The following is a 24,545-nucleotide window of genomic DNA, read 5'->3' as shown; positions in this document are numbered from 1 at the left end:
TCACACCTTCAGAGTAGGTCGATTGCCAAGAAGGTAAACGCCCTGGCGGGTGAGAACTCGGGCCGGGTTCTCATGCGCCGGGGCGGCTTCGCTTCAGGGCGTGCGCGGCACCATGGAGACCGCAGGCCGGGAATATCCGGAGGGGGCGGACGGGGTGGCATCGACACCCGGTGCGCTGTCCACGCCGGTCGAGGCGGGCGGCGGCACCTGGTCCTGCCGGTTGGCGGAGGCGCCCCGGTAGACCGCGGCGAAGGCCAGCGCGACCATGCCGATGCCCATCAACAGCGCGAGCAGCCAGGCCACCGGCCGGTGCCAGCGTGCGCCACCCCGGTAGGGGCGCAGGGCGCCGCCGTGGCGCCCGTAGGGGCCGCTGTCGTCGTCGCCCAGCCCATCGGGGTCCATCGGGTCGCCGTAGGGGCTTCCGCGGCCGTAGTCGCCGCCCGGGCCGTACCCGTCGTCGAAGAACTCGTCGTCGCTGGGGCCGCCGCCTGCGCGGGCTCGGGCCGCCTCGGCCTCGGCACGCGCCTCGGCAGCGGCCAACAGCCGCTCCACCGCGGTGGGTTCATGGAACTCGGCGGCCCGGACGAAGTCCTCGTCGAACACCACGGAGGCGAAGTCCTCGTCCGCGCCCCCGCGGTCGTCGTCGGGCTCCCAGCCGTCCGGAAACGGCCTGCCCCCCACGTCGTCCGGCACAGCTTCAGCGTAGCCCCGGCCGGTCGTTTTAGGCAGGGAGAGCGCAAAATCGCCGGGTCCGGAGATCACCGAACGTGACCGTCACCGGTCACGATGTACTTCGTCGACGTCAGCTCCGGCAGCCCCATCGGGCCCCTGGCATGCAGCTTCTGCGTGGAGATCCCGATTTCCGCACCGAACCCGAACTGCCCGCCGTCGGTGAACCGGGTGGACGCATTTACGGCGACCGTCGTGGAATCCACCAGTTGGGTGAACCGGCGGGCGGCGGCCTGCGAGGTGGTGACGATCGCCTCGGTGTGGCCCGAGGACCAGAGCCGGATGTGTGCCACCGCAGCGTCCAGCGATTCGACGACGGCTGCCGCGATGTCGTACGAGAGGTACTCGGTCTCCCAGTCCTCGGGGGTCGCCGCCACGACGGTGGCCTTGGACCCGTCGGCGTACTCCAGCACCCGCTCGTCACCGTGGACCGTCACCCCTGCGTCGGCCAGCGCGTCCAGGGCCCGGGGCAGGAACTCCGCGGCGATGTCCTTGTGGACCAGCAGCGTCTCGGCGGAGTTGCAGACGCTCGGGCGCTGGGCCTTGGAGTTGATCAGGATGTCGACGGCCATGTCGAGGTCGGTCCGGGCGTCCACGTACACGTGGCAGTTGCCGGTTCCGGTCTCGATGACCGGAACCGTCGATTCCTCCACGACCGTACGGATCAGCGAGGCGCCGCCGCGCGGGATCAGTACGTCGACGAGACCACGGGCCCGCATCAGCTCACGTACCGAGTCACGGCTCTCGCCCGGCACCAGCTGCACCGCGTCGGCCGGCAGCCCGGAACCTCCGACCGCGTCGCGCAGCACCCGGACGAGTGCGGTGTTGGAGGCGTACGCGGACGACGAGCCGCGCAACAGGACGGCGTTGCCGGACTTCAGGCAGAGCGCCGCGGCGTCCACCGTCACATTGGGCCGGGCCTCGTAGATGATCCCGACGACGCCGAGCGGCACCCGGACCTGACGCAGGTCGATGCCGTTGGGCAGGGTCGAGCCGCGCACCACTTCGCCGACCGGGTCGGGCAGGGCCGCCACGTGCCGCACGTCGGCGGCGATGGCCCGGATCCGCTCGGGGGTGAGGGTGAGCCGGTCGACAATCGACTCGCTGGTGCCGGCCTCGCGGGCGCGGGCGACGTCCTCGGCGTTGGCCTCGACGATCTCGCTCGTCCGCACTTCCAGCGCGTCCGCGATCGCCAGCAGCGCGTCGTCCTTGGCCGCACGCGGCAGTGGCGCGATGTCGGCGGCGGCGGAGCGTGCCCGGTAGGCGGCCTGGGCGACCGGGGACATGTTGTCGTACGGCGAAAGCGTGGTCATGCCCGCAGGGTAGTGCGCACACTGCGGGCATCCCTCACGTATCCCGTGATGCGAGACAACCGTCCCAGGACGGGCCGGTTCAGTACGGGTGGACGCCGACCGGTGCAGCCGGCGGCGGCCCGTATCCCTCGGCGATCCGCTGGTGGTACGTCTCCCGGTCGATGACCTCCAGGCCGACGATCTCCCAGGGTGGCAGTTTGGCGCTGGAGCGGTGCTCGCCCCACAGCCGCAGCGCGACCGCCGCCGCGTCGTGCAGATCGCGGGCCTCCTCCCAGTAGCGGATCTCCGCGTGGTCGTTGGCGTACCGGCTGGTCAGCAGGAAGGGGTGGTCATGCGCGAGCTGTTCCAGACCGCGTCTGACCTCCCTCAGCGGCGTCTCGGTGCCCGAGACGCTGAGCGTGATGTGCCACAGCTTCGACTGGGTGCGTTCCTCCTTCACCCCCACCGGCTCGAGGCCGGTGGTTTCGTCGGTGGCCCCGTCGACGGTACTGTCCGCGGACCGGTTCCCGTCGAAGCCGGCATCTGCTCCGACGCTGGTCAGGGCGCGGCCACCCGTTCCTCCGGGCGGCGCCCCCGGGCGCGCTCGTCTCACCGGCGGCCTCCTGTGAATGCGTTGCTGTGCTGTACCCCGCTGTGTCCCCGTTACAAAGTTGACCAGTCCAGCGCCGGGCGTGGGGCGGTTTTCGTGAAGGTCTCCGCCGGAAGTCCGGACTTTCAGCCGTTTCAGGGGGCCGGTCAGCGGTGCAGGAGGACCAGATCGTCCCTGTGTACGACCTCGCGCTCGTACGCCGGCCCGAGTTCGCGTGCCAGGTCACGGGTGGAGCGCCCGAGCAGCTGCGGAATTTCCTTGGCGTCGAAGTTGACGAGTCCGCGGGCCACGGGGCGGCCGCGCAGGTCGCGCAGCTCCACCGGGTCCCCTGCGGTGAACTCGCCGTCGACCGCGGCGATTCCGGCCGGCAGGAGCGAGCTGTGACGCTCGACGATGGCCCGTACGGCCCCGTCGTCCAGGGTCAGCCATCCCTGCGGGGTGGAGGCGTGGGCCAGCCAGAGCAACCGGTCGGCCGAGCGGCGTCCGGTGCGGTGGAAGTACGTACCGGTGTCGCGGCCCGCGAGGGCGTCGGCGGCGCGGCTCGCAGAGGTCAGCACGACCGGCACCCCGGCGGCCGTGGCGATCCGGGCGGCTTCGACCTTGGTGACCATGCCGCCGGTGCCGACGCCCGCCTTTCCGGCGCTGCCGATGGTGACGCCCGCCAGGTCGGCGGGGCCCGTCACCTCGGCGATGCGTGTGGTGCCGGGGGTGCTGGGGTCGCCGTCGTAGAGACCGTCGACGTCGGAGAGGAGAACCAGCAGGTCGGCGCGGACGAGGTGGGCGACGAGCGCGGCGAGCCGATCGTTGTCGCCGAACCGGATCTCGTCGGTGGCCACGGTGTCGTTCTCGTTGACGATCGGGAGCGCGCCCATGTCCAGAAGCTGGTCCAGGGTGCGGTAGGCGTTGCGGTAGTGGGCGCGGCGGCTGGTGTCGTTGCTGGTCAGCAGCACCTGGCCGACGCGGACGCCGTATCGCGCGAAGGAGGCGGTGTAGCGGGCGACGAGCAGCCCCTGTCCCACGCTGGCCGCGGCCTGCTGCCTGGCCAGGTCCTTGGGCCGGCGCACCAGGCCGAGCGGGGCGAGTCCGGCCGCGATGGCACCGGAGGAGACGAGGACGATCTCCTTCTCCCCGCCGCTCCTGACTTTGGCGAGCACGTCGACGAGTGCGTCGACCCGGTCGGCGTCGAGGCCCCCGGCCGCGGTGGTGAGGGATGAGGACCCGACCTTGACCACGATCCTGCGCGCCTCGGTCACGCTCTGCCTTGCCCCTGCCACGTGCACGTTCCTGCCCTCGCCGTCTTCATCGGCTGCGTCTGCCTGGCCGTCAGGGTACGCGAGCCGTGTTGATCGCCGGACCGAACGGACGTTCCCGATAATCGGACTCCCGTTTTCCGCCTTCCGGTCGCGGAGTAATGACCACACAGCCGATGAGTGGCGCGACAACGAAAGTCACATCAAATTATTTACATATTCCGTACCGCTGCAGACGGTCTCCATCATTGTGCGTCAATCCAATCACCCCTTGGGAAATCTCCTTCACCGTGGCCATGAACGGCGACAATTCCCGTTAAATTGGCTGTCGCCATTCCCGTCCGTCTCAAGCGCCGGAACAAGGATGTGATCGCATGCGGCAGCTCTCCTTCCCAGGGGCCTGGGTGCATGAGCCCAAGCTCTTCCCGGACAGTCGCGGCAGCTTCCACGAGTGGTTCAAGAGGTCCGACCTCAACGATGCCGCCGGGCACGGTCTGCAGCTGGCGCAGGCCAACTTCTCGATCTCCAGCCGGGGCACCCTGCGCGGCATCCACTTCGCCGATGTGCCGCCGAGCCAGGCCAAGTACGTCACATGTGTGCGGGGCGTGGTGCTCGACGTCATCGTGGACATCCGGGTCGGTTCCCCCACGTACAAGCAGTGGGAAGCCGTACGCCTCGATGACGTGGTTCATCACGCCGTCTACGTCGCCGAGGGGCTCGGCCACTCCTTCATGGCGCTGACCGACGACACAGCGGTCGTCTACCTCTGTTCCGAGGGCTACGCGCCCGGTCGTGAACGCGGCATCAATCCGCTCGACCCCGAGCTGGGCATCGAATGGCCCAAGGATGTCGCGCCGCTGCTCTCCGACAAGGATGCCGCCGCACCCTTGCTGGCCGAGGCCGAGGAGCAGGGATTGCTGCCGTCGTACGACGCCTGTCAGGCGTACTACGCGGAGCTGCGCGCCCGAGGCTGAACCGACCGGGACAGCGCGGGAAGTGCGGTAGCCCGCGGGTGCGAGTCGGCGGAGCCCAGAGGCCGAGGTCACTGCTGCGCGCTGCGCCGTTCCGCTGCGAGCAGGTCCGGGAACGCTTCTTCCAGCGCCGCCCGCCAGTCACGGATCGGCGCCATTCCGGCAGCCGCCCAGCGGTCGTGGCCGAGCACGCTGAACGCGGGTCGGGGAGCCGGCCGGACGAAGGCGTCGCTGGTGGTGGGGCGGACGCGCGCCGGGTCGGCCCCGAGCAGCCGGAAGATCTCCTGGGTGAAGCCGAACCAGCTCGTCTCCCCGCCGCTGGTGCCGTGGTAGATGCCCGCGGGGGCGGTGCCGGCCAGCGCGGCCTGTCCGAGCCGGACGAGCCGGTCGGCCAGATCGGCAGTCCACGTGGGCTGCCCGCGCTGGTCGTCGACCACATCGAGGATGTCCTCGACGCCCTCGAGTTTGATCATCGTACGGACGAAGTTGGGTCCGCCCGCTCCATACAGCCAGGCGGTACGGACCACGTACCCGGTGTCCGGAAGGGTGTCCGACACCGCGCGTTCCCCGGCCAGTTTGGTCCGGCCGTAGGCGCTGCGCGGCCCGGCCGCGGCGTCCTCCGGGTACGGCTTCTCGGCGTCCCCGGCAAAGACATAGTCGGTGGAGACGTGAAGGAGCACGGCGCCGTGCTCACGGCAGGCCGCGGCGAGGATCTCGGGGCCTGTGCCGTTGACCCGCAGTGCCGCCTCCTCCTGGGACTCGGCGTCGTCGACGGCGGTCCAGGCGGCGCAGTTCACCACGACGGCCGGGCGGTGGAACTCGAAGGCCGTGCGCACCGAGGCGGGGTCCGCGATGTCGAGAGCCACGCGGTTCGCGGCGACCGCGGTGACGGACTCGTCGGCGAGCCGGGCCAGGATGTCCCGGCCGAGCATCCCAGCAGCTCCGGTGACCAGCCAGACGTGGCTCACAGCGCGGCCCTCTCCTTCAGCGGCTCCCACCAGGGGCGGTTGTCCCGGTACCACTGCACGGTCTCGGCGAGACCGGTACGGAAATCCTTGCGGGGCTCGTAGCCGAGCTCCTTTCGGATCTTCGAGCAGTCGACGGAGTAGCGGCGGTCGTGGCCCTTGCGGTCCTCCACCTGAATGACGCCGGTCTCCCAGTCGGCGCCACAGGCGTCCAGCAGCAGGGCGGTGAGCTCCTTGTTGGAGAGTTCGGTGCCGCCGCCGATGTTGTAGACCTCTCCGGCGCGGCCCTTCGTGCGGACCAGTTCGATGCCCTGCACATGGTCGTCGATGTGCAGCCAGTCGCGGACGTTGGCACCGTCGCCGTACAGCGGGACCGGCTTGCCGTCCAGCAGGTTCGTGACGAACAGCGGGATGACCTTCTCGGGGAAGTGGTGGTGCCCGTAGTTGTTGGAGCAGCGGGTCACGCGCACGTCGAGTCGGTGGGTGCGGTGGTACGAGAGGGCGATCAGGTCGCTGGACGCCTTGGCCGCGGAGTACGGCGAGTTGGGTGCCAGCGGATCGGTCTCGGGCCAGGAGCCCACGTCGATCGAGCCGTAGACCTCGTCGGTGGAGACGTGCACGAAGGTCTCGATGCCGGCCAGATGCGCGGCGTGGACCAGGGTGTGGGTGCCCACCACATTCGTACGGACGAACTCGGCGCCGCCGTCGATGGAGCGGTCCACGTGGGACTCGGCGGCGAAGTGCACCACCTGGTCGTGCTCGGCCATCAGCTCGGCGACCAGCTCCGCATCGCAGATGTCCCCCTGCACGAAGGCGAAGCCGGGGTGGTCGCGGACCTCGTCGAGGTTGGCGGGGTTGCCCGCGTAGGTGAGCTTGTCGAGCACCGTGACGGCGACATGTCCGGGCCCCTGCGGGCCGAGCACCGTACGGACGTAGTGCGAGCCGATGAAGCCGGCCCCGCCGGTCACCAGGATGCGGGTGGTCATGACGAGATCTGTACCTTGCTGTGGTCACCGAGCACGAGTCGGTGGGCGGACGGGGAACGGGGCGCGGGGGTCACTTCGACGTCATGGCCGATGAGCGACGCCTCGACGCGGCGGACACCGTCGATCGAGGCGCCCCGCAGGACGATGGAGTACTCGATCTCGCTGTCCTCGATCCGGCAGTCCTCCGAGACCGAGGTGAACGGACCGACATACGCACCACTGATCACCGAACGGGCTCCGATGATCGCGGGACCCACGATCCGGCTGCCGCTCACCATGGCGCCCGCCTCGATCCGGACCCGGCCGATGATCTCGCTCTCGTCGTCGACATCGGCGCCTTCGACCGAGGGCTCTACGGTCTCCAGCACCGTCCGGTTGACCTCCAGCATGTCGGTGACGTTGCCGGTGTCCTTCCAGTACCCGCGGATCGTGGTGGAACGGACGTCGCGCTGCTGGTCGATCAGCCACTGGATGGCGTGGGTGATCTCCAGTTCGCCCCGCCAGGAGGGTGCGATGGAGCGCACGGCTTCATGGATGACGGAGGTGAAGAGGTAGACGCCGACCAGCGCCAGATCGCTCTTCGGCTCCTTCGGTTTCTCCTCCAGCGCCGCCACCCGGCCGTCGCCGTCGAGTTCGGCGACCCCGAAGGCGCTCGGGTCGGGCACCCGGGTCAACAGGATCTGCGCATCGGGCCGGTCGACACGGAATTCCTCGACCAGACCGGCGATCCCGCCGACGATGAAGTTGTCACCGAGGTACATGACGAAGTCGTCGTCCCCCAGGAAGCGCTGGGCGATCAGCACCGCGTGCGCCAGCCCGAGCGGCTCGTCCTGAGGAATGTACGTGACCTCGATGCCGAAACGGGAACCGTCACCGACGGCCGCGCGAATCTCCGCGGCGGTGTCGCCCACAATGATGCCGACCTCGGTGATGCCCGCTTCCGCGATGGCTTCCAGGCCGTAGAACAGCACCGGTTTGTTCGCCACCGGTACCAGCTGTTTGGCAGAGGTGTGCGTAATGGGACGGAGCCGGGTGCCGGCCCCCCCGGAAAGTACGAGAGCTTTCATTTTCCCTGCCCGCTGGTGAGACTCCGGTCATGTCGCGGCCGCGACCGTCGGGGCGATTTTACTGAGATTCTTTGTCCGGTCTGCCGCGAATGGACTCACGGAATCGTGATGCGCCCGATTGACACCAGGAAACATTTTCCCGCATCGCACATTTCTTCCCCTGCGACAGATAATCGTGAGAATCATCTTCCGCGCGACCGCGCTTCCCCAGCCCCAAGACCGCCCGGAGGCATCTCCGCGCACGGAGCCAGGCGCCATCTGCGAGGACCGGCCTGCGACTGTCCGCACACAGCCGCCTTACGGGGTGTGCACCGCCGCCTTACGGGGTGTGCACAGGAAAATGTCCATGATCTAAAATGGTTGTAATATTTTGTTACACAGTCCTCACCTGAGCCACGCAAGCGGACGACGTGCCTCCTCTACGGTGGGGGCTCATCACGCCCACTCCCGAGGCCCCGGCCCCGGCGTTACCAGTCGGCCCGATCACCGTGCCATCCGGCCACCCGTGCCTTGCGCGAGCTCGAGCTGCTTGGAGTCCCCCGAGTGCAACCCCTTCCTCTCACACTGCGGCCTGCCGCGAAGCCCTTCCTGATCTTCGTGCTGGCCGCGTCGTTCGTCGCCCAGGCCACCGCCGCGCTCCTTCCGAACGTCCCCCTGCTCATCGCGGCCACGGCGGCCAGTCTCGCGACAGAATCGGCCCTGCACCGCTGGCAGCCAGACCTGAACGCGCAATTCGCCAAGGTCAGAGCCGATGTCACAGTGCGGCAGGTGGTACGCGACCTCCTGCTCGTCGTGGGCGTGCTCGAGCTGGACAGCCGGCAACAGGAGACGGCCTACCTCCCCCTCATCTGCGGCCTGCTCCTCTTCTACGCGCTCCACTTCGCCGGTCACGCCACGGCGATACTTGTGCGCAGCAGCCGCACGCTGCCGCTGCTCACGCGCAACATCGACGCCTCCGCCCTGCGCATCACCCCGGCACCCGCCGCGCTGCTGATGGGCGGGCCCGGACCGCGGCTGCTGCTGTTCGGTCTGCCCGCGACGGCGGGCCTGCTGGCGACGGCGACGAGCGACGAGCCGGAGTTCGCCGCAGCCGGCATCGGACTGTCGGTCGTCCTCGCCTCTGCCGGACTGGCCATGCTGCTGTGGCGGCTGGTCCGCCGCCGTCCCGCCTCGCCGGACGAGGTGCTCGACTGGTTCGACGCCTGGCTCGCCGAGTACCAGCCGACCGTCGGCATGTACTTCTCGGGCGGCTCCTCGTCCGCGTACCAGGCCAATATGTGGCTCGACACGCTCGCCCGGACCGACGGCCGCCCGCTCATCGTGCTGCGCGAGCGCTTCATGATGCGGAAGGTCGGCGCGACGGACATCCCCATCGTGTGCATCCCCAAGGTCGCCCAGCTGATGCGCCTTGAGCACTCGACCCTCAAAATGCTGATCCACCCGGCGAACTCGGGCAAGACCTCGCAGGTCCTGCGCATCCCGACGATCAAGCACGCCTTTGTCAACCACGGTGAGAGCGACAAGCTCTCCAGCTGCAATCCCTACGCGAAGGCGTACGACGAGGTCTGGGTCGCGGGACCGGCCGCACGGGAACGCTACGCCCAGGCCGAGGTCGGTGTCGACGACCGTGACGTGGTGGAGATCGGCCGCCCCCAGCTGGCGTCGATCGCCCCGTACGCGGGCCCGCCGACCGGTGCGTACACCACCGTGCTCTACGCCCCGACCTGGGAGGGCTGGGACGGCAACCCCGGTAACACATCGGTGATCCTGGCCGGCGAGAACATCGTCCGGGCACTGCTCGCCGACCCCGGGGTACGGCTTCTCTACAAGCCGCATCCGATGACGGGGTCGGTCGATCCGCGTGCGGGAGCCGCGAACGAGCGCATACAGGAGATGATCCGCGAGGCAAACCGCCGGCGCACCGGCCCCCGGCCCGGCCCCGAGGCCGCGGCCGCGCTGGCTCTGCGGACCGCCGAGCTGGACAGGATCCTCGCCTCCTCTTTCCGGAAGAGTGCGGACGACGCGGAGCGGATGCTGGCCCAGAGCACACCGGTTGCGGGCCGTGCCGAAGCGGTCGCCTCGGCCACCGCCGGCTGGGAAGAGGCGCACTGGGCATCCCTGCCCGACTGGGAGCACCAGATCATCACCACTCCGGAGCCCGCGCTGTATGCCTGCTTCAACCAGACGGATCTGCTGATCAGCGATGTGTCGAGCGTGGTCACCGACTACCTGGCGGGCGAGAAGCCGTACGCCGTCGCGAACACCAGTGACCTGCCGGAGGACGCCTTCCGTGAGGCGTTCCCGACGGTCCGCGCGGCGACGATCCTCACCCCGGACGCCGGGGGCGTGGCGGCGCTGCTGCACTCCGTACGGAATCCGGAGCACGACACGCTGGCCCGGAGCCGTGCCGAGCTGAAACTTCATCTGCTCGGCCCCTCGGATCCGCCGTCGCTGGAGCGCTTCAACGAGGCGGCACGCAGTCTGTGCGCGGCGGCGGACGGTCACCGTGCGCGCATGGCGCAACGGCTGCTGTCCATGATTCCCACGCAGCGCGGGGCCCAGGCCGAGGAAACGAAGACAGCGCCGGCAGGAGAGGCTTCGAATTCCCTACTGAAGGCGGGACCCGAGGCATAGGCGCCGGTTCGACACAACGACACGACGGTGAAGGGGCCCGCAGGAATGCGGGCCCCTTCACCGTCGCTGATCGTCACGGGTGGTGGAGCCTACGAGTGACGGAGCCCACGGGCGGCGGCGAAGCGGCGTTACGGGTGGTGATGGAGCCAGCCCTGCCACGCGGAGTCGATCATCTCGTCCACTCCGTATTTGGCCGACCAGCCCAGCTCCGTCCGGATCCGGTCGGCTGCGGCGACCACGCGCGCCGGGTCGCCGGGACGGCGAGCCGTCACCTCCGGGGTGAGCTCGCCCCGGCCGGTCACCTTGAGGATCCGGTCGACCATCTCCTTCACGGAGCTGCCCTCACCGCGGCCGATATTGAGCGTGAGGTCGGTACCGCTCTCGGCCTCGTCGAGCCGGCGCACAGCCGCAAGGTGCGCGGAGGCGATGTCCTCCACATGGATGTAGTCGCGGATGCACGTGCCGTCGGGCGTCTCATAGTCGTCGCCGAAGATCCTCGGGCCCTCACCGGCCTCCAGTCGCTCGAAGACCATCGGGATGAGATTGAACACCCCGGCGTCGGCGAGCTCGGGGGAGGCGGCACCCGCGACATTGAAGTAACGGAGCGAGGCGCAGCGCAGCCCGTGGGCCCGAGCGGCCGCGTGGATCAGCCATTCGCCGACGAGCTTCGTCTCGCCGTACGGGCTCATCGGTAGACACGGGGTGTCCTCCGTGACGAGTTCCACATCCGGCATGCCGTAGACGGCGGCCGAAGAGGAGAACACCAGCCGGTCGACGCCCGCCGCGACCATGCTCTCCAGAAGAGTCTCGAGCCCGGTCACGTTCTCCCGGTAGTAGTGGAGCGGCCGCTCGACGGACTCTCCCACCTGCTTCTTTGCCGCGACGTGCACCACGCCTGTCACACCGTGGTCACGGATCGCCGCGTCGAGCTGCTGCCGGTCGAGTACGCTGCCGATCACCAGGGGCACCCCGGCGGGCACCTTCTCGGCGCTTCCCGTCGACAGGTCGTCGTACACGACGACCGACTGACCGCCCGCGAGCAGCGCACGCACGACGTGCGCACCGATGTATCCCGCCCCACCTGTCACCATCCAGGCCATTTGCGCGTCTCCCTGTGCGAGGTCAAACCATCGGTTTCACTCTACGTGTGGGAAAAGTGGAGTCGAGCAAATAGAACAGACCAGCACTATCGTTCAATACGCCCCCTCATGGGGGAGATGCCAGGACGGACACTGCCGGGTGACGTGCGGACCAACACAGGGCCACGGCGAGACGACGACGATCAATTAGGCTGTCCGGGTGCTCCGGGGCCGTCCCGCCGTCCGGCGGCACGAATCGGTGCCACCACATGAACCCCCCTCGACAGCTCTCTGGACGGGTGAAGGATGCCTCGACTGACACTCATCGTGCCTGCATACAATGTGCAGGGATACATCCGGGAGTGCATCGACTCCGTGCTGCAGCAGGACTTCACCGACTTCGAGGTCGTTGCTGTCGACGACTGCTCGCCGGACGGTTCGGGCGAGATCATGGACGAGTTCGCCCGTCGCGACCCCCGCGTGCGCGTCCTGCACCTCGCCGAGAATGTGGGCCTCGGCCGCGCCCGCAACGCCGGCATCGAACAGGCGACCGGTGACTACCTGCTGTTCCTGGACAGCGACGACACCCTTTCGCCCGGCTCCCTGAGCGCCATCGCGCGACGGCTCGACGCGACGGACGACCCCGACGTCCTGATCTTCGACTACACGCGCACCTACTGGGACGGCCGGCTCCTCCCGAACCAGCGCGCCGACCTCCTCACCGAGACCGGCCCCGCGGTCTTCTCGTTGGCGGACCGGCCGGAGCTGCTGGACCTGCTGCAGATCGTATGGAACAAGGCATACCGGCGCGATTTCGTCACCCGGCACGGCTTCCAGTTCCCGCCCGGTTATTACGAGGACGCTCCCTGGACGTACTCCACCCTGATAACGGCGGACCGCCTGGCGGTGCTGGACCGCACCTGCGTCCTCTACCGGCAGCGGCGCGAGGGCGGCAACATCCTCCGTACGGTCAGCCGCAAGCACTTCGACGTTTTCGACCAGTACGACCGCGTCTTCGCCTATGTGGACGGTCACCCCGAACTCGGTCACTGGCGCCCGGCACTCTTCCGGAAAATGACCGACCACTATCTGACCATCATGGAAAAGCCTGGCCGGCTGCCGCGCGACGCCCGGTCGGAATTTTTCCACCGGGCATCCGCGGACTACAAGCGCAGGCTGCCGGACGGCTTCGTACGTCCTCCGGGCGGCCGCGGCCACAAATACGCGCTGCTCGGCATGGGCTCCTATCCGGCACTGGCTGCCGCCACCCGGGCCCGTCGGTTGCGCAACCAGTCCCGCCTGCGCAACCGCAACCGCGTCAGCCGTGCCAAGCGCGCCGCCATGGGGATGTTCTACCAGTCCCAGCTGAGGATGGGGCTGGACGACAACCTGGCCGTGTTCTCCGCCTACTGGAGCCGTGGCTACTCCTGCAACCCCGCAGCCATCGACGCCGAACTGGCCCGGCTGGCCCCGCACATCCGCCGGGTCTGGGCGGTCAGGGCCGACCAGGTCGGCCGCGTGCCCAAGGGTGTCGAGGTGGTGGTCGTGGGCTCCCGTTCGTACTGGGCGGCGGTGGCCCGCGCCAAATACCTGGTCAACAACGTGAACTTCGCCGACGCGGTGGTCAAGCGCGAGGGCCAGATCCATCTGCAGACCCATCACGGCACCCCATTGAAGATCATGGGGCTCGATCAGATGAACTTCCCGGCGTCCACGAACATGGACTTCGAGGACCTGCTCAAGCGCTGCGACCGCTGGGACTACAGTCTCTCCGCCAACCGGTTCTCGACCACGGTGTGGGAGCGGGTGTACCCGTGCCGGTACGCCTCCCTGGAGACCGGCTACCCACGCAACGACGTCCTGATCAACTCGACTGCCGCGGATGTGGCAAGGGTTCGCCGGGAGCTCGGTCTCGAGGACGGCTCCAGCGTCTTCCTCTACATGCCGACCCACCGCGAGTACCAGAAGGACTTCACCCCGCGGCTCGACCTTCCACGGCTGGCCGACGATCTGGGCGAGGACGTCACCCTCCTGGTGCGCGGCCACTACTTCTACAAGCCGAGCGGCCGGCTGGCCGAACTCCAGACCAGCGGCCGCATCATCGATGTGTCGGCGCACCAGCGCGTCGAGGACCTCTACCTCGCCTCGGACGCCCTGATCACCGACTACTCGTCAGCGATGTTCGACTATGCGAATCTTGATCGACCGATCGTGATTTTCGCCGACGACTGGGACACCTACAAGGTGGTCCGCGGTACATACTTCGACCTGATGGCCGAGCCCCCCGGCGCTGTTGCGACCAGCCAGGCGCAGCTCACCGAGACGCTCCGGTCCGGCGAATGGCGAAGCGAGAGGTCCGCCGCCCTCCGCAGCGAATTCCGCGAACGCTTCTGCGACTACGACGACGGTCACGCGGCAGAGCGTGTCGTCCGCAAAGTCTTCCTGGGTGAGGAAAGCCTCCTTCCCGTCGTGCCGCTTGCCGACCGCAAGCCGGTACCCACCCCGGTCCAGGCGCTCGAACCGGTCGAGCGGGTCTGACCCGAAAGGAATCCTGAAAGACATGGCCCCTCGGCTCAGTGTCATCGTCCCCATCTACAACGTGGAGCGCTATCTCCCGGCCTGCCTCGACTCGCTGGCGTCGCAGACGCTGCGTGAGATCGAAGTCCTGATGGTGGACGACGGGTCCCCGGACAACTCCGCGGCGATAGCCGCCGAATACGCGGCCCGCGACCCTCGGTTCACCCTCATACGCAAGGAGAACGGCGGTCTCGGCGCGGCCCGCAACACGGGTATCGCACACATATCGCCCGACGCGGAGTTCCTGACCTTCGTCGACAGCGACGACATCATCCCGCCGGACGCCTACCGGATGATGACCGCGAGCCTCGACGAAAGCGGCTCCGACTTCGCCACCGGGAACGTCTTCCATCTCAAGGGCGAGAAGTCCTGGCAGGTACCGCTGCTCAAGATGCTGGCGGGCGAGGCCTGCAAGCGGACGCACATCTCGAAGAATCCCAAGCTCGTCGCCGACCGCATCGCCTGCAACAAGGTGTTCCGGCGCACCTTCTGGGAGAAGCACGGGTTCGCCTTCCCCGAGGGAATCCTGCACGAGGACATCCCCGTCGTCCTGCCGGCCCATTACCAGGCCGAAGCGGTCGACACCATCGGTGAGCCGACCTACTTCTGGCGGCTGCGCGAGGGTGAGTCCGCCCCGTCGATCACCCAACGCCGCCGGGAGCCCCAGGCGATCAGGGACCGGGTCACCGCAGTGAGCCTGGTCAGCGACTTCCTCTCCCAGCAGCAGGGCCCCGAGTTCGCCGAGTACAAGCGGCAGTACGACGACCGGGTACTCCGTGACGATCTGCGGCTGTTCCTGCGGGTGCTGCCCGACGCGACTGCAGAGTTCCACGAGGCGTTCCTCGAAGCCGCCAACCGCTACCTCGACACGATCGACCCGCAGATCGTCATGGCCCTGCCCGCAGACCTGCGGGTGCAGTGGCTCCTCGTGCGCAAGCACGCCATGCCTGAGCTGATCGCGCTGCTGGCCTCGCAGCGCCGCAAGGAGCCTGTCGAGGTCTCCGGCGGCTTCCGCAAGTACGCGAGCTTCGCACCGCTGGAGTCGAGCGCCGTCGAGCTGCCCAAGTCCGCGCTGCGCATCGACCGAGACCTGGACCTGCGCGCGCCGCTGCGCTCGGTCGAGTGGAAGGACGGCAGGCTGGTACTGTCCGGCGACGCCTGGATCGACAAGATCGACATGTCGTCGAAGCGCAGCAGTATCAAGGTCGTCCAGCTCAAGCGGGACAACTCGCGGCGCCGGCTGTTCCTGCCCGCGAAGAACGTCCATCGCCCCGAGTGCACCACCGGCTCCGGCCAGAAGCGCTACAACTACGACTGGGCAGGCTGGGAGCTCGAACTCGACCCCGCCAAGTTCCGTAAGGGCGGCACCTGGCAGGAGGGTCTGTGGCACGTCGGCATCAACGTCTACTCCTCGGGCCTGGTGCGGCGCAGCGGTGTGTGGGCGCGCGGCGGGTCTGCGGCCAACTTCCCGCCGTACCAGTGGCTCGACAAGGACTTCCGGCTGCTGCCCAGCGTCGAGCGCAGCACGCTCAAGCTCCGCATCGAGAAGGTCCGCGCCCTCGTCACCGACCGCCGGCTGGACGGCGATCAGGTGGAGATCCGGGGCGAGCTGCGGGTCACGCTGAAGCAGAGCGAGACGCTCGACCTGCGGCTGACCAACCCCAAGAGCGGTGAGATCAAGAAGTTCCCGGCAACCGTGGAGCGGACCGGCGACACCGCCACGTTCCGCGTGCACGTACCCATCGCCGAGGTGGCCTTGCTCGCCACCGAGGCGGTGGACGAGCAGGCCCGTCCCGAGCGCCGGCTGTGGAGCACGGCCCTGCTCGCCACGGACTCCGACGGCACGGAGCGCAAGTTCAGCAGCGTCGTCCGGGAGGGCCTGGCCGACCTCCGCGTCGACCTGCCGGAGAGCTTCGGCGACGAGGGCGCCCATCAGGAGCTGGCCCTGGTCTCGGGCCACAACGGCTATCTGAAGATCATCGGCCGGACGCGGCGTGCCGTGATCACCGACGTCGCCGAGCGCGACGGCCGAATCGTCGTCAGTGGCCACACGAGCCCCCGGCTCGTCGGCGCCGATCTGGTCCTCAAGGCCCGCAGCCGCTTCGACGAGCGAGTGACAGCCGTCCAGTGGGCCTCGGACGGGACCTTCACCACCTCCTTCGACCCGTCGGTCATGGGCGGCTCCGGCCAGGTTCCGCTCAAGGCGGGACGGTGGAACCTCTTCCTGAGATCCGGGCAGGAGGACGTCCCGGACGCAGCCTTCGTCATCGACCGGCTCGCCACCGCCCAGTTCCCGCTGCACACCGAACTGGGCGGCCGCCGCTACTGGTTCGAGCATCGCTGGGGAGACTTCCCGCAGCTCAACTGCCGTTCCGAGCTGAGCGACATGGAGCTCGGCCCGTACCGGCAGCTGCAGTTGCGCCGCGAGGTGTACGAGCCCGGCCGCGAGAAGCCGCTGCTCGACCAGGTCTTCTACCTGAGCTACAACGGCAAGCAGTACTCCGACAGCCCCCGTGCCATCCACGAGGAGCTGCTGCGCCGCGGCAGTGACCTCAAGCACCTGTGGGCCGTCCGCGACGGGCAGGTCGTCCTGCCACCGGCCACGGAGAAGGTCCGCATGTGGGGCCGCGAGTGGTTCGAGGCCCTGTCCAGGTCCCGGTACATCGTCACGAACGGGCACCTGCCCGAGTGGGTGGTGCGCCGTCCCGGCCAGGTGATCGTGCAGACCTGGCACGGCACGATGCTGAAGAAGATCGGCCATGACATCGAGACCCTCTACTTCGACCGCGAGTACCAGAACCGGCTGGCGCTCGAGGCGAACAACTGGAGCCTGCTCGTCTCGTCCAACCGGTTCAGCACGCCCATCCTGAAGCGTGCCTTCTCGTACAACGGTGAAATCCTCGAGGCCGGCTACCCGCGCAACGACTATCTCTACTCCCCCGACCGGGAGAAGATCGTCGAGCGGGTCAAGGAGAAGCTCGGTCTGCCCGCCGGGAAGAAGGTCGTCCTCTACGCGCCGACCTGGCGCGACGACCAGTCGCACAGCGCCGGCCAGTACCTGTTCGACCTGCGGCTGGACCTGGACGACGCGCGCCGCCGCCTCGGGGACGACCACGTCCTGCTGATCCGCCGCCACTCCAACGTCGTCGACCAGGTGCCGGGTGCCGGCAACGGCTTCGTCTGGGACGTCTCCGAGTACCCGGACATCGCCGATCTGTATCTGGCTTCCGACATCATGATCACCGACTACTCGTCCGTGATGTTCGACTACGCGCACCTCAAGCGGCCGATGCTGTTCTTCACGTACGACCTGGAGCACTACCGCGACACTCTGCGCGGTTTCTACTTCGACTTCGAGAAGGACTCGCCCGGTCCGCTGGTCCGCACGTCGTCCGAACTGATCGACTCGATCCGGGACATCGACACCGTCTGGCCCCGGTACAGCGAGCGCTTCGAACGCTTCCACCACCTGTTCTGCGACCTTGACGACGGCGCGGCGTCCCAGCGGGTCATCGACCGCATGCTGGAGCAGGCGAACGAGCTCGGGGACACGGAGTAGCGGCACCCAACAGAGCACCGAACAAAGGGTGCGGGCCCCGGAGGATTTCCTCCGGGGCCCGCACCCTTTGTTCTTGTGTGCCGCGACAGGTTACGGCGCCACGTCCACGGTCTTGAAGGCGAGCTGCGACAGAGTCGTGTAGTACGGCCTGATCTCGACCTTGGTGATGGGGCTTGGGGCGGGCTTCTTGCGGCCGTTCTGCGCCCGGTTCCCCCAGAAGCCGACCTTCGCGGGCAGGGTGCGCTTGGGGTCCGGCAGGACACACACCTGGGGCCGGGGGAAGGTGAACACTCCGATGGGCTCCAGCACGTCGGTGGCCAGCTTGGCCAGCTGGACACGGGGGGCGCCCTCGGCGGGCCGCAGCCACACGTCCCAGATCTGCTCGGGCCCCTCGTGCTCCTTGACCAGCAGCATGCAGTCGATCCGGGCGGCGATCCGCCGGCCCTCCACGGCCGATACGGGGAAGGACAGCACCCGCTTCTTGTCCTTGCGGTGCACAGCTTCCAGCACGGCGCCACGGCCGAGCTCACCGCCCCAGTAGCCCGCCTCGACCTCGACTGTCTCGGTGGAGACCATCAGGGTGTCGACCTCCACATGGGAGTCGCGCACCACGCTGCGGATCCGAAGGCGGTCGTTCCCGCCCCGGTGCGGCAGGAGCAGCTCCATGGCGGGGGCGCCGTTCTCGCGCGGCAACGGCACATTGAGCAGATCTCTCACGTCCACGCCGTATCCATCCGTGCGGAGCGGGACCTCGTGGCCCACAGCCGTACGGATGGACAGCTCCCAGGTCCCGGCCGGAAGTCCGCCGCGCCACGGGATCACCGTGGTGCCCCCGGGAGTCAGGGCAAAACATTCCTCCTGATCCAGCTTCCCGACCCGGTTGCAGACCACGTCGGCCTGGTGCACGCCGTCGGGCAGCGCGCCGACCTCGATGTGGACCGAGCCCTCGGCGTCCACCCGCGCGGTGGCGTGCGTGGGCAGCGCCCGGCGGGCGAACGCCTCGTGCAGGATCGCCTCGAAGCGCTCGCAGCTCGCGGGCTCATGGAAGCGCACCGCGCCGCGTACGGCGGCCTCACTCATGCGCTTGCGGCGCTCGTCGTCCTCGACCAGGTCGAGGATTGCCTCGGCCATGGCGTCGGTGTCGCCGCGCGGGACGACGAAGCCGTCCTCGCCGTGCGTGATGATGTTGCGCGGCCCGTGGTGAGCGTCGAAGCTGACCACGGGCAGGCCCGCGGCCATCGCTTCGACGATCACATTGCCGAACGCCTCCCGCTTGGACGGGAGTACGAAGATCGAGCCCTTGCTGAACTCCGGGGAGACCGGGGCGGCGGGGCCCATCAGCGTGACGGTGTTGTACAGCCCGAGCTTCTCGATCTGCCGGCGCAGATTGGCCTTCTCCGTACCGCCTCCGTAGATACGCAGTCGCCAGTCGGGGCGCTTGCGGACCACGGTGGCGAAGGCATCCACGACCGCCGCGAAGTTCTTGTTCTCCTTGAGGAGACCCGCAGCAATGATGACCTTGTTGGTGCTCTTGGACTGCACTGGGGCGGCGGGCACACAGTTCGGCATGACCGCCAGCCGGTTGCGTACGCCGGGCACCTGCTTGCCGATGCTCTCGACCTCTTCGGGCGTGAGAGCGGTGAGCGCGTCCAGCGAGTGATACGCCTCGAACAGCCGGTCTTGGTAGTACTTCGCATAGATCGAGGGCATAGAGTGCTCCTGCGTAACCCGCAGATAGTCACCCTCGGCGTACGAGAGCATGATCGTGTTCCGCGGGCTGGAGCTCACCACGACATCCGCGTCGGTGGTGGCGAGGAATTCCAGGAGCCGCAGCTCGGCGAGCCGGCTGACCACCGGCTTCTTCTCCGCCGGGTCGACCGGATAGACCTTCGGGAACACCTCGACCAGCGGGTTGTCCAGGTCGGAGACCGGGGAGTGCGGACGCAGATCGGTGAGGACGCGTACGGAGACCCTGGGGTCCAGCGGGAAGTACGACTCGTCCCGCACCTTGCGCAGAGCGACGATCTCGACCTGGTGTCGTGCAGCGAGTGCGCCCGCGAGGTTCTGCGTGGCGCTCACGACTCCGCCCATGTGGCACAGGTCTCGTACCAGAAAAGAAATCTTCACAAGCGTCTTTCGAGTGGGCCGCGACTCGCGGCGATCCCCGGGCAGTCTCGTGCGCTTCTCCGCGCTCCCTCGCGCCCCTGGCTGAGGACGCGCCGGTGCGCCCCTCGCTTGGCATGACCCGTGAAAGCATCGCAGGGTTGCACCCACTGCGAATCTTTATCCAATATTTTTGTAAAGCACGGCAATATTCAATGTTTCTGTCACGCGCGTCCTCCGGGGGCCGAACCCCTGCGGGAGCTGTCGGAACGGCCGATCCCGGCCACCTGGGTCAGGGGCCGGGATCGGGGAGGTACAGAAGCGGGACCGGGCTCCCGGTTGCGGGCTCCGGGTTGCGGGCTCCGGGGGTCTTCTATCCGAACGGGTCGAACTCCTCGTACGCCTTGCCCACCTCGTCGCGCTCCGCCTCGCGGTCGCGGCGGCGCTGAGCGGCCGGACGCGGGGCTTCGAGACGGTGGTCCTCGCCACGCCGGCCGAGCATCTCCGCGCCCGCCGCCATGGTCGGCTCCCAGTCGAAGACGACCGCGTTGTCCTCGGCACCGATGGCCACACCGTCGCCCGCACGGGCACCGGCCTTCATCAGCTCGTCCTCGACACCGAGACGGTTGAGCCGGTCCGCGAGATAGCCGACGGCCTCGTCATTGTTGAAGTCGGTCTGGCGCACCCAGCGCTCCGGCTTCTCGCCGCGCACCCGGTAGATGCCGTCCTCCTCCAGCGTGACGGTGAAGCCCGCGTCGTCCACGGCCTTCGGGCGGATGACGATGCGGGTCGCCTCCTCCACGGGCTTGGCGGCACGCGCCTCGGCGATCACACCGGCGAGCGCGTAGGAGAGCTCCTTGAGGCCGGTACGGGCGACGGCGGACACCTCGAAGACGCGGTAGCCGCGCTCCTCCAGTTCCGGTCGGATCATGTCGGCGAGGTCCTGGCCGTCCGGGATGTCGATCTTGTTGAGAACGACGATCCGGGGCCGCTCGTCCAGACCGCCGTACTGCTTCAGCTCCTCCTCGATCATGTCGAGGTCGGAGACCGGGTCCCGGTCGGACTCCAGTGTCGCCGTGTCCAGCACGTGTACGAGGACCGCGCAGCGCTCGACGTGCCGCAGGAACTCCAGACCGAGGCCCTTGCCCTGGCTGGCGCCCGGGATCAGGCCCGGGACGTCGGCGATGGTGTAGACGGTGCTGCCCGCGGTGACCACGCCCAGGTTCGGGACGAGCGTGGTGAACGGGTAGTCGGCGATCTTCGGCTTGGCCGCGGACAGAACCGAGATCAGCGAGGACTTGCCGGCGCTCGGGTAGCCCACCAGAGCCACGTCGGCGACGGTCTTGAGCTCCAGAACGATGTCCCGGGACTCGCCCGGCTCGCCGAGCAGCGCGAAGCCGGGGGCCTTGCGACGGGCGGAGGCGAGTGCCGCGTTGCCGAGGCCGCCGCGGCCGCCCTGGCCGGCCACGAACGTGGTGCCCTGACCGACCAGGTCGGCCAGCACGTTGCCGTTCCTGTCGAGCACGACCGTGCCGTCGGGAACCGGCAGGACGAGGTCCTGGCCCTCCTTGCCGGAGCGGTTGTCGCCCGCGCCCGGCTGGCCGTTGGTGGCCTTGCGGTGCGGACTGTGGTGATAGTCGAGGAGCGTGGTGATGTCCTGGTCGACGACCAGGGTCACATCGCCGCCACGGCCGCCGTTGCCGCCGTCCGGGCCGCCGAGCGGCTTGAACTTCTCACGGTGAACGGAGGCACAGCCGTGGCCTCCGTTACCCGCGGCGACATGTAGCTCGACGCGGTCCACGAAGGTGGTCATGGTGGAAACCTCCAGTTACATACATGCAGAAATGTTTCAAGCTCATGCTGTCTCTCTGGGAGAAACACACGAAAGGCGGACCCGCTTCCCATACGGGAAGTGAGGTCCGCCTCCGCAGAAACCGCTCGACGAGCGCCGAAATTACTCGGCGATCGGAACGATGTTCACGACCTTGCGGCCACGGTGGGTGCCGAACTCGACCGCACCAGCGGCGAGCGCGAACAGCGTGTCGTCGCCGCCACGGCCGACGCCCGTGCCCGGGTGGAAGTGGGTGCCGCGCTGGCGGACCAGGATCTCACCGGCGTTGACGGCCTGGCCGCCGAAGCGCTTGACGCCGAGCCGCTGAGCGTTGGAATCGCGCCCGTTCCGGGTGGACGATGCGCCCTTCTTGTGTGCCATCTCTCCTCAGTCCCTTACTTCGCAGCCGCGGGGATACCGGTGACCTTGATCGCCGTGTACTGCTGGCGGTGACCCTGGCGACGGCGGTAGCCGGTCTTGTTCTTGTAGCGAAGGATGTCGATCTTCGCACCCTTGTGGTGGTCAACGACCTCGGCCTGGACCTTGATCCCGGCCAGCACCCACGGGTCGCTGGTCACGGCGTCGCCGTCGACCACGAGCAGGGTCGAGAGCTCGACCGTGTCGCCAACCTGGGCAGTGGAAATCTTGTCAACCTCAACGATGTCACCGACAGCAACCTTGTGCTGGCGGCCACCGCTGCGCACGATGGCGTACACGCGGATCTCACTCTCGCTCGGAACGGAAACCCCTGATGCCAGCCGTTCACACGGGCCCGAAGACCCGTGACGATCCGGATTGGACGAGCGGCCTCTCCCGTACGAGCGGGAGGTCAGTGCTCAGAGGTGTGGCGAACAAACGCCGACGGTCAAGGCTACGGGGCCTTGGACAGCCGGTCAAACCGGGCCTCTCGTTCAGGCCTCGACGGCCTTCACGTATTCGGCGTAGGCGTCCCGGATCCCGTCTGCGGACAGGTCCAGGTGCTCCAGGATCGTGTAGCGCCCGGGTCTGGTCCGGGGAGCGAATTCGACCACCGAGACGAACTCGTCCGCAGTAAAGCCGATCTCCTCGGCCAGCACGGGCAGGCCGTGGATCCGCAGGGTCCGGGCCATCTGTACGGACTCCTCGCCGGCACCGCGCAGATGCATCGCGAACGCCGCACCCAGACCGCACTGCTCGCCGTGGCTGGCGGCACGCTGCGGGAAGAGGAGATCGAAGGCGTGGTTGATCTCGTGGCAGGCGCCGGAAGCCGGACGGCTGTCGCCCGCGACCGACATCGAGATACCGGTCATCACCAGCCCCTCGGCCAGCACCTGCAGGAAGCTGTCGTCCCCGATGCCGCCGGGGTGGCGCAGCACCGCCTCACCGGCCTGGCGCGCCATCGCGGCAGCGAGGCCGTCGATGTCCTCGCCCTTGACCTGATGGGCCAGTTCCCAGTCCGCGACCGCGGAGATATTGGACAGCGCGTCGCCGATCCCGGAGCGCACGAAACGAGCCGGGGCCTCGCGGATGATGTCGAGGTCGATCAGGACCGCGATCGGGTTCGGGACACCGTACGAGCCACGGCCCGCGTCGTTGTCCAGGGTGGCGACCGGCGAGCAGAGACCGTCGTGGGAGAGGTTCGTCGCCACCGCGACCAGCGGCAGCCCGATACGCGCCGCGGCGAACTTCGCACAGTCAATGATCTTGCCGCCGCCGAGACCGACCACGGCGTCGTACCGCCCGGACTTCATGGCCTCGGCGAGCCTGACCGCGTCCTCGAGGGAGCCGCCGCCCACCTCGAACCAGGAAGCGCTCGGCAGGCTCGGCGACAGCCGCTCGCGCAGTGCCTGACCGGACCCTGCGCTGATCGCCACCGCCAGCTTGCCCGAGCTGGAGATCCTCTGGTCCGCGAGGACGTTCGCGAGGTCGGCCAGGGCACCCGCACGGATATCGACGACGATCGGCGCCGGTATGAGGCGGGTCAATACTGGCACGCGATCCTCCTGCCCTTGGCAAGGTCCTCGTGGTTGTCGATCTCGACCCACTGGATGTCGCCGATCGGAGCCACGTCGACCTTGAAGCCGCGGTTGACGAGCTCCTGGTAGCCGTCCTCGTAGTACAGGTCCGGGTCGCGTTCGAAGGTCGTCCGCAGCGCGTCCGCGAGCTCGTCGGCCGCGTCGCCCTCGATCAGGGTGACACCGATGTACTCGCCCGTTGCGTCCGCCGGGTCCATCAGCTTGGTGATCCGCTGGACACCCTTCTCGGCGTCCACGACGACCTTCATCTCCTCGTCGGCGAGCTGCTTCACCGTGTCGAGGGCAAGGATGATCTTCTTGCCGTCACCACGGGCGGCCAGCAGCGTCTTCTCGACGGAGACCGGGTGCACGGTGTCGCCGTTGGCGAGGATCACGCTCTGCTTGATCGAGTCGCGGCCGCACCAGAGGGAGTACGCGTTGTTCCACTCCTCGGCCTTGTCGTTGTCGATGAGCGTGATCGTGACGCCGTACTTCGCCTCAAGAGCCTCCTTGCGGGCGTACACGGCCTCCTTGCGGTAACCCACGATGATCGCGACCTCGGTCAGCCCCACCTCGGCGAAGTTGCCCAACGTCAGGTCGATGACGGTGAGGCTCTCCTCGTCACCCTCGGGGCCCACCGGCACCAGGGCCTTCGGGAGGGTGTCGGTGTACGGGCGCAGACGCCGTCCGGCACCGGCTGCGAGTATCAGGCCGATCATGAAGGTTCTCCTTGCTTACTGGTTCTCGTGCTCTACGAGTTCGTTGTCCGGTCGCGGCGCGTCCACCGACGACCCGAGGACAGTTGCCTCGGTCGTTTGAGCGAAGCCGCCCCGGCCGGGCCCGGATCCGCGCAGTCTCGGAGGACGGGTCGGGTGCGGCGGGTGCGCCTGACGCACCC

Annotated in this window: 18 protein-coding genes; 4 read left to right on the top strand and 14 right to left on the bottom strand. The window is 68.3% G+C overall.

Annotated features, from left to right (window positions below; all coding sequences use genetic code 11):
- Window positions 1-93: 93 nt before the first annotated feature.
- From ACIBB8_RS20015 to proB, 4 genes are all read right to left on the bottom strand, one after another.
- Window positions 94-693, bottom strand: coding sequence for a hypothetical protein (locus ACIBB8_RS20015; protein ID WP_398953853.1), 600 nt, complete (start codon window positions 691-693; stop codon window positions 94-96).
- A gap of 65 nt (window positions 694-758) precedes the next feature.
- Window positions 759-2,042 (bottom strand): glutamate-5-semialdehyde dehydrogenase, encoded by a 1,284-nt coding sequence (locus tag ACIBB8_RS20010; RefSeq protein ID WP_366136354.1) that lies wholly within the window; start codon window positions 2,040-2,042, stop codon window positions 759-761.
- Window positions 2,043-2,121: 79 nt separating this feature from the next.
- Complete coding sequence (locus tag ACIBB8_RS20005) at window positions 2,122-2,634, bottom strand: hypothetical protein (RefSeq protein WP_398953851.1); 513 nt, start codon at window positions 2,632-2,634, stop codon at window positions 2,122-2,124.
- Window positions 2,635-2,777: 143 nt separating this feature from the next.
- Entirely contained in the window at window positions 2,778-3,884 is a 1,107-nt protein-coding gene (gene proB, locus ACIBB8_RS20000; protein WP_398953918.1) for a glutamate 5-kinase, read from the bottom strand.
- A 371-nt stretch (window positions 3,885-4,255) separates the two neighbouring features.
- Here proB and ACIBB8_RS19995 point away from each other — a divergent pair, with 371 nt between their 5' ends.
- Entirely contained in the window at window positions 4,256-4,855 is a 600-nt protein-coding gene (locus ACIBB8_RS19995; RefSeq protein ID WP_398953849.1) for a dTDP-4-dehydrorhamnose 3,5-epimerase family protein, read from the top strand.
- Window positions 4,856-4,923: 68 nt separating this feature from the next.
- Here ACIBB8_RS19995 and rfbD read toward each other — a convergent pair whose 3' ends face one another.
- From rfbD to ACIBB8_RS19980, 3 genes are read right to left on the bottom strand one after another with little or no spacing between them, the layout of a single operon-like run.
- Complete coding sequence (rfbD, locus tag ACIBB8_RS19990) at window positions 4,924-5,820, bottom strand: dTDP-4-dehydrorhamnose reductase (RefSeq protein WP_398953847.1); 897 nt, start codon at window positions 5,818-5,820, stop codon at window positions 4,924-4,926.
- A complete protein-coding gene (gene rfbB, locus ACIBB8_RS19985) occupies window positions 5,817-6,803 on the bottom strand; it encodes a dTDP-glucose 4,6-dehydratase (RefSeq protein ID WP_398953845.1) in 987 nt (328 codons plus the stop codon). Before rfbB ends, rfbD begins: the two co-directional genes overlap by 4 nt.
- A complete protein-coding gene (locus ACIBB8_RS19980; RefSeq protein ID WP_398953843.1) occupies window positions 6,800-7,870 on the bottom strand; it encodes a glucose-1-phosphate thymidylyltransferase in 1,071 nt (356 codons plus the stop codon). The genes rfbB and ACIBB8_RS19980 overlap by 4 nt, the downstream gene beginning before the upstream one ends.
- 543 nt (window positions 7,871-8,413) lie before the next feature.
- Here ACIBB8_RS19980 and ACIBB8_RS19975 point away from each other — a divergent pair.
- A complete protein-coding gene (locus tag ACIBB8_RS19975; protein WP_398953841.1) occupies window positions 8,414-10,504 on the top strand; it encodes a hypothetical protein in 2,091 nt (696 codons plus the stop codon).
- 128 nt (window positions 10,505-10,632) lie between these two features.
- On the opposite strand, the gene galE is transcribed toward ACIBB8_RS19975, so the two are convergent.
- Complete coding sequence (gene galE, locus ACIBB8_RS19970) at window positions 10,633-11,604, bottom strand: UDP-glucose 4-epimerase GalE (protein WP_398953839.1); 972 nt, start codon at window positions 11,602-11,604, stop codon at window positions 10,633-10,635.
- Between the two features lie 285 nt (window positions 11,605-11,889).
- Between galE and ACIBB8_RS19965 the strand changes: the two genes are divergently transcribed.
- Entirely contained in the window at window positions 11,890-14,121 is a 2,232-nt protein-coding gene (locus ACIBB8_RS19965; RefSeq protein ID WP_398953837.1) for a CDP-glycerol glycerophosphotransferase family protein, read from the top strand.
- A gap of 22 nt (window positions 14,122-14,143) precedes the next feature.
- The gene (locus tag ACIBB8_RS19960; RefSeq protein WP_398953835.1) at window positions 14,144-17,719 is read left to right on the top strand and encodes a CDP-glycerol glycerophosphotransferase family protein; all 3,576 of its coding nucleotides are present in this window, start codon (window positions 14,144-14,146) and stop codon (window positions 17,717-17,719) included.
- A gap of 90 nt (window positions 17,720-17,809) precedes the next feature.
- Here ACIBB8_RS19960 and ACIBB8_RS19955 read toward each other — a convergent pair whose 3' ends face one another.
- The 6 genes from ACIBB8_RS19955 to ACIBB8_RS19930 all read right to left on the bottom strand — a co-directional run bounded on the left by ACIBB8_RS19955 (window position 17,810) and on the right by ACIBB8_RS19930 (window position 24,366).
- Complete coding sequence (locus ACIBB8_RS19955; protein WP_398953833.1) at window positions 17,810-19,798, bottom strand: glycosyltransferase; 1,989 nt, start codon at window positions 19,796-19,798, stop codon at window positions 17,810-17,812.
- A gap of 397 nt (window positions 19,799-20,195) precedes the next feature.
- Window positions 20,196-21,635 (bottom strand): GTPase ObgE, encoded by a 1,440-nt coding sequence (gene obgE, locus ACIBB8_RS19950; RefSeq protein ID WP_398953831.1) that lies wholly within the window; start codon window positions 21,633-21,635, stop codon window positions 20,196-20,198.
- Between the two features lie 141 nt (window positions 21,636-21,776).
- On the bottom strand, window positions 21,777-22,034 hold the full coding sequence (gene rpmA, locus ACIBB8_RS19945; RefSeq protein WP_028813462.1) for a 50S ribosomal protein L27: 258 nt from the start codon (window positions 22,032-22,034) through the stop codon (window positions 21,777-21,779).
- Between the two features lie 14 nt (window positions 22,035-22,048).
- Window positions 22,049-22,369 carry a 50S ribosomal protein L21 gene (gene rplU, locus ACIBB8_RS19940; protein ID WP_030921216.1) on the bottom strand — a complete coding sequence of 107 codons (321 nt, stop codon included), beginning with the start codon at window positions 22,367-22,369 and terminating at the stop codon, window positions 22,049-22,051.
- Window positions 22,370-22,564: 195 nt separating this feature from the next.
- Window positions 22,565-23,626: an iron-containing alcohol dehydrogenase family protein gene (locus tag ACIBB8_RS19935; RefSeq protein ID WP_398953828.1), complete on the bottom strand. Its 1,062-nt coding sequence runs from the start codon at window positions 23,624-23,626 to the stop codon at window positions 22,565-22,567.
- The gene (locus tag ACIBB8_RS19930; protein WP_398953826.1) at window positions 23,614-24,366 is read right to left on the bottom strand and encodes a sugar phosphate nucleotidyltransferase; all 753 of its coding nucleotides are present in this window, start codon (window positions 24,364-24,366) and stop codon (window positions 23,614-23,616) included. Before ACIBB8_RS19930 ends, ACIBB8_RS19935 begins: the two co-directional genes overlap by 13 nt.
- Between the last annotated feature and the right edge of the window lie 179 nt (window positions 24,367-24,545).

It is taken from the genome of Streptomyces sp. NPDC051286 (genome assembly GCF_044455345.1).
Classification (GTDB): Bacteria; Actinomycetota; Actinomycetes; order Streptomycetales; family Streptomycetaceae; genus Streptomyces.
This window is presented reverse-complemented; position numbering and strand designations above follow the sequence as displayed.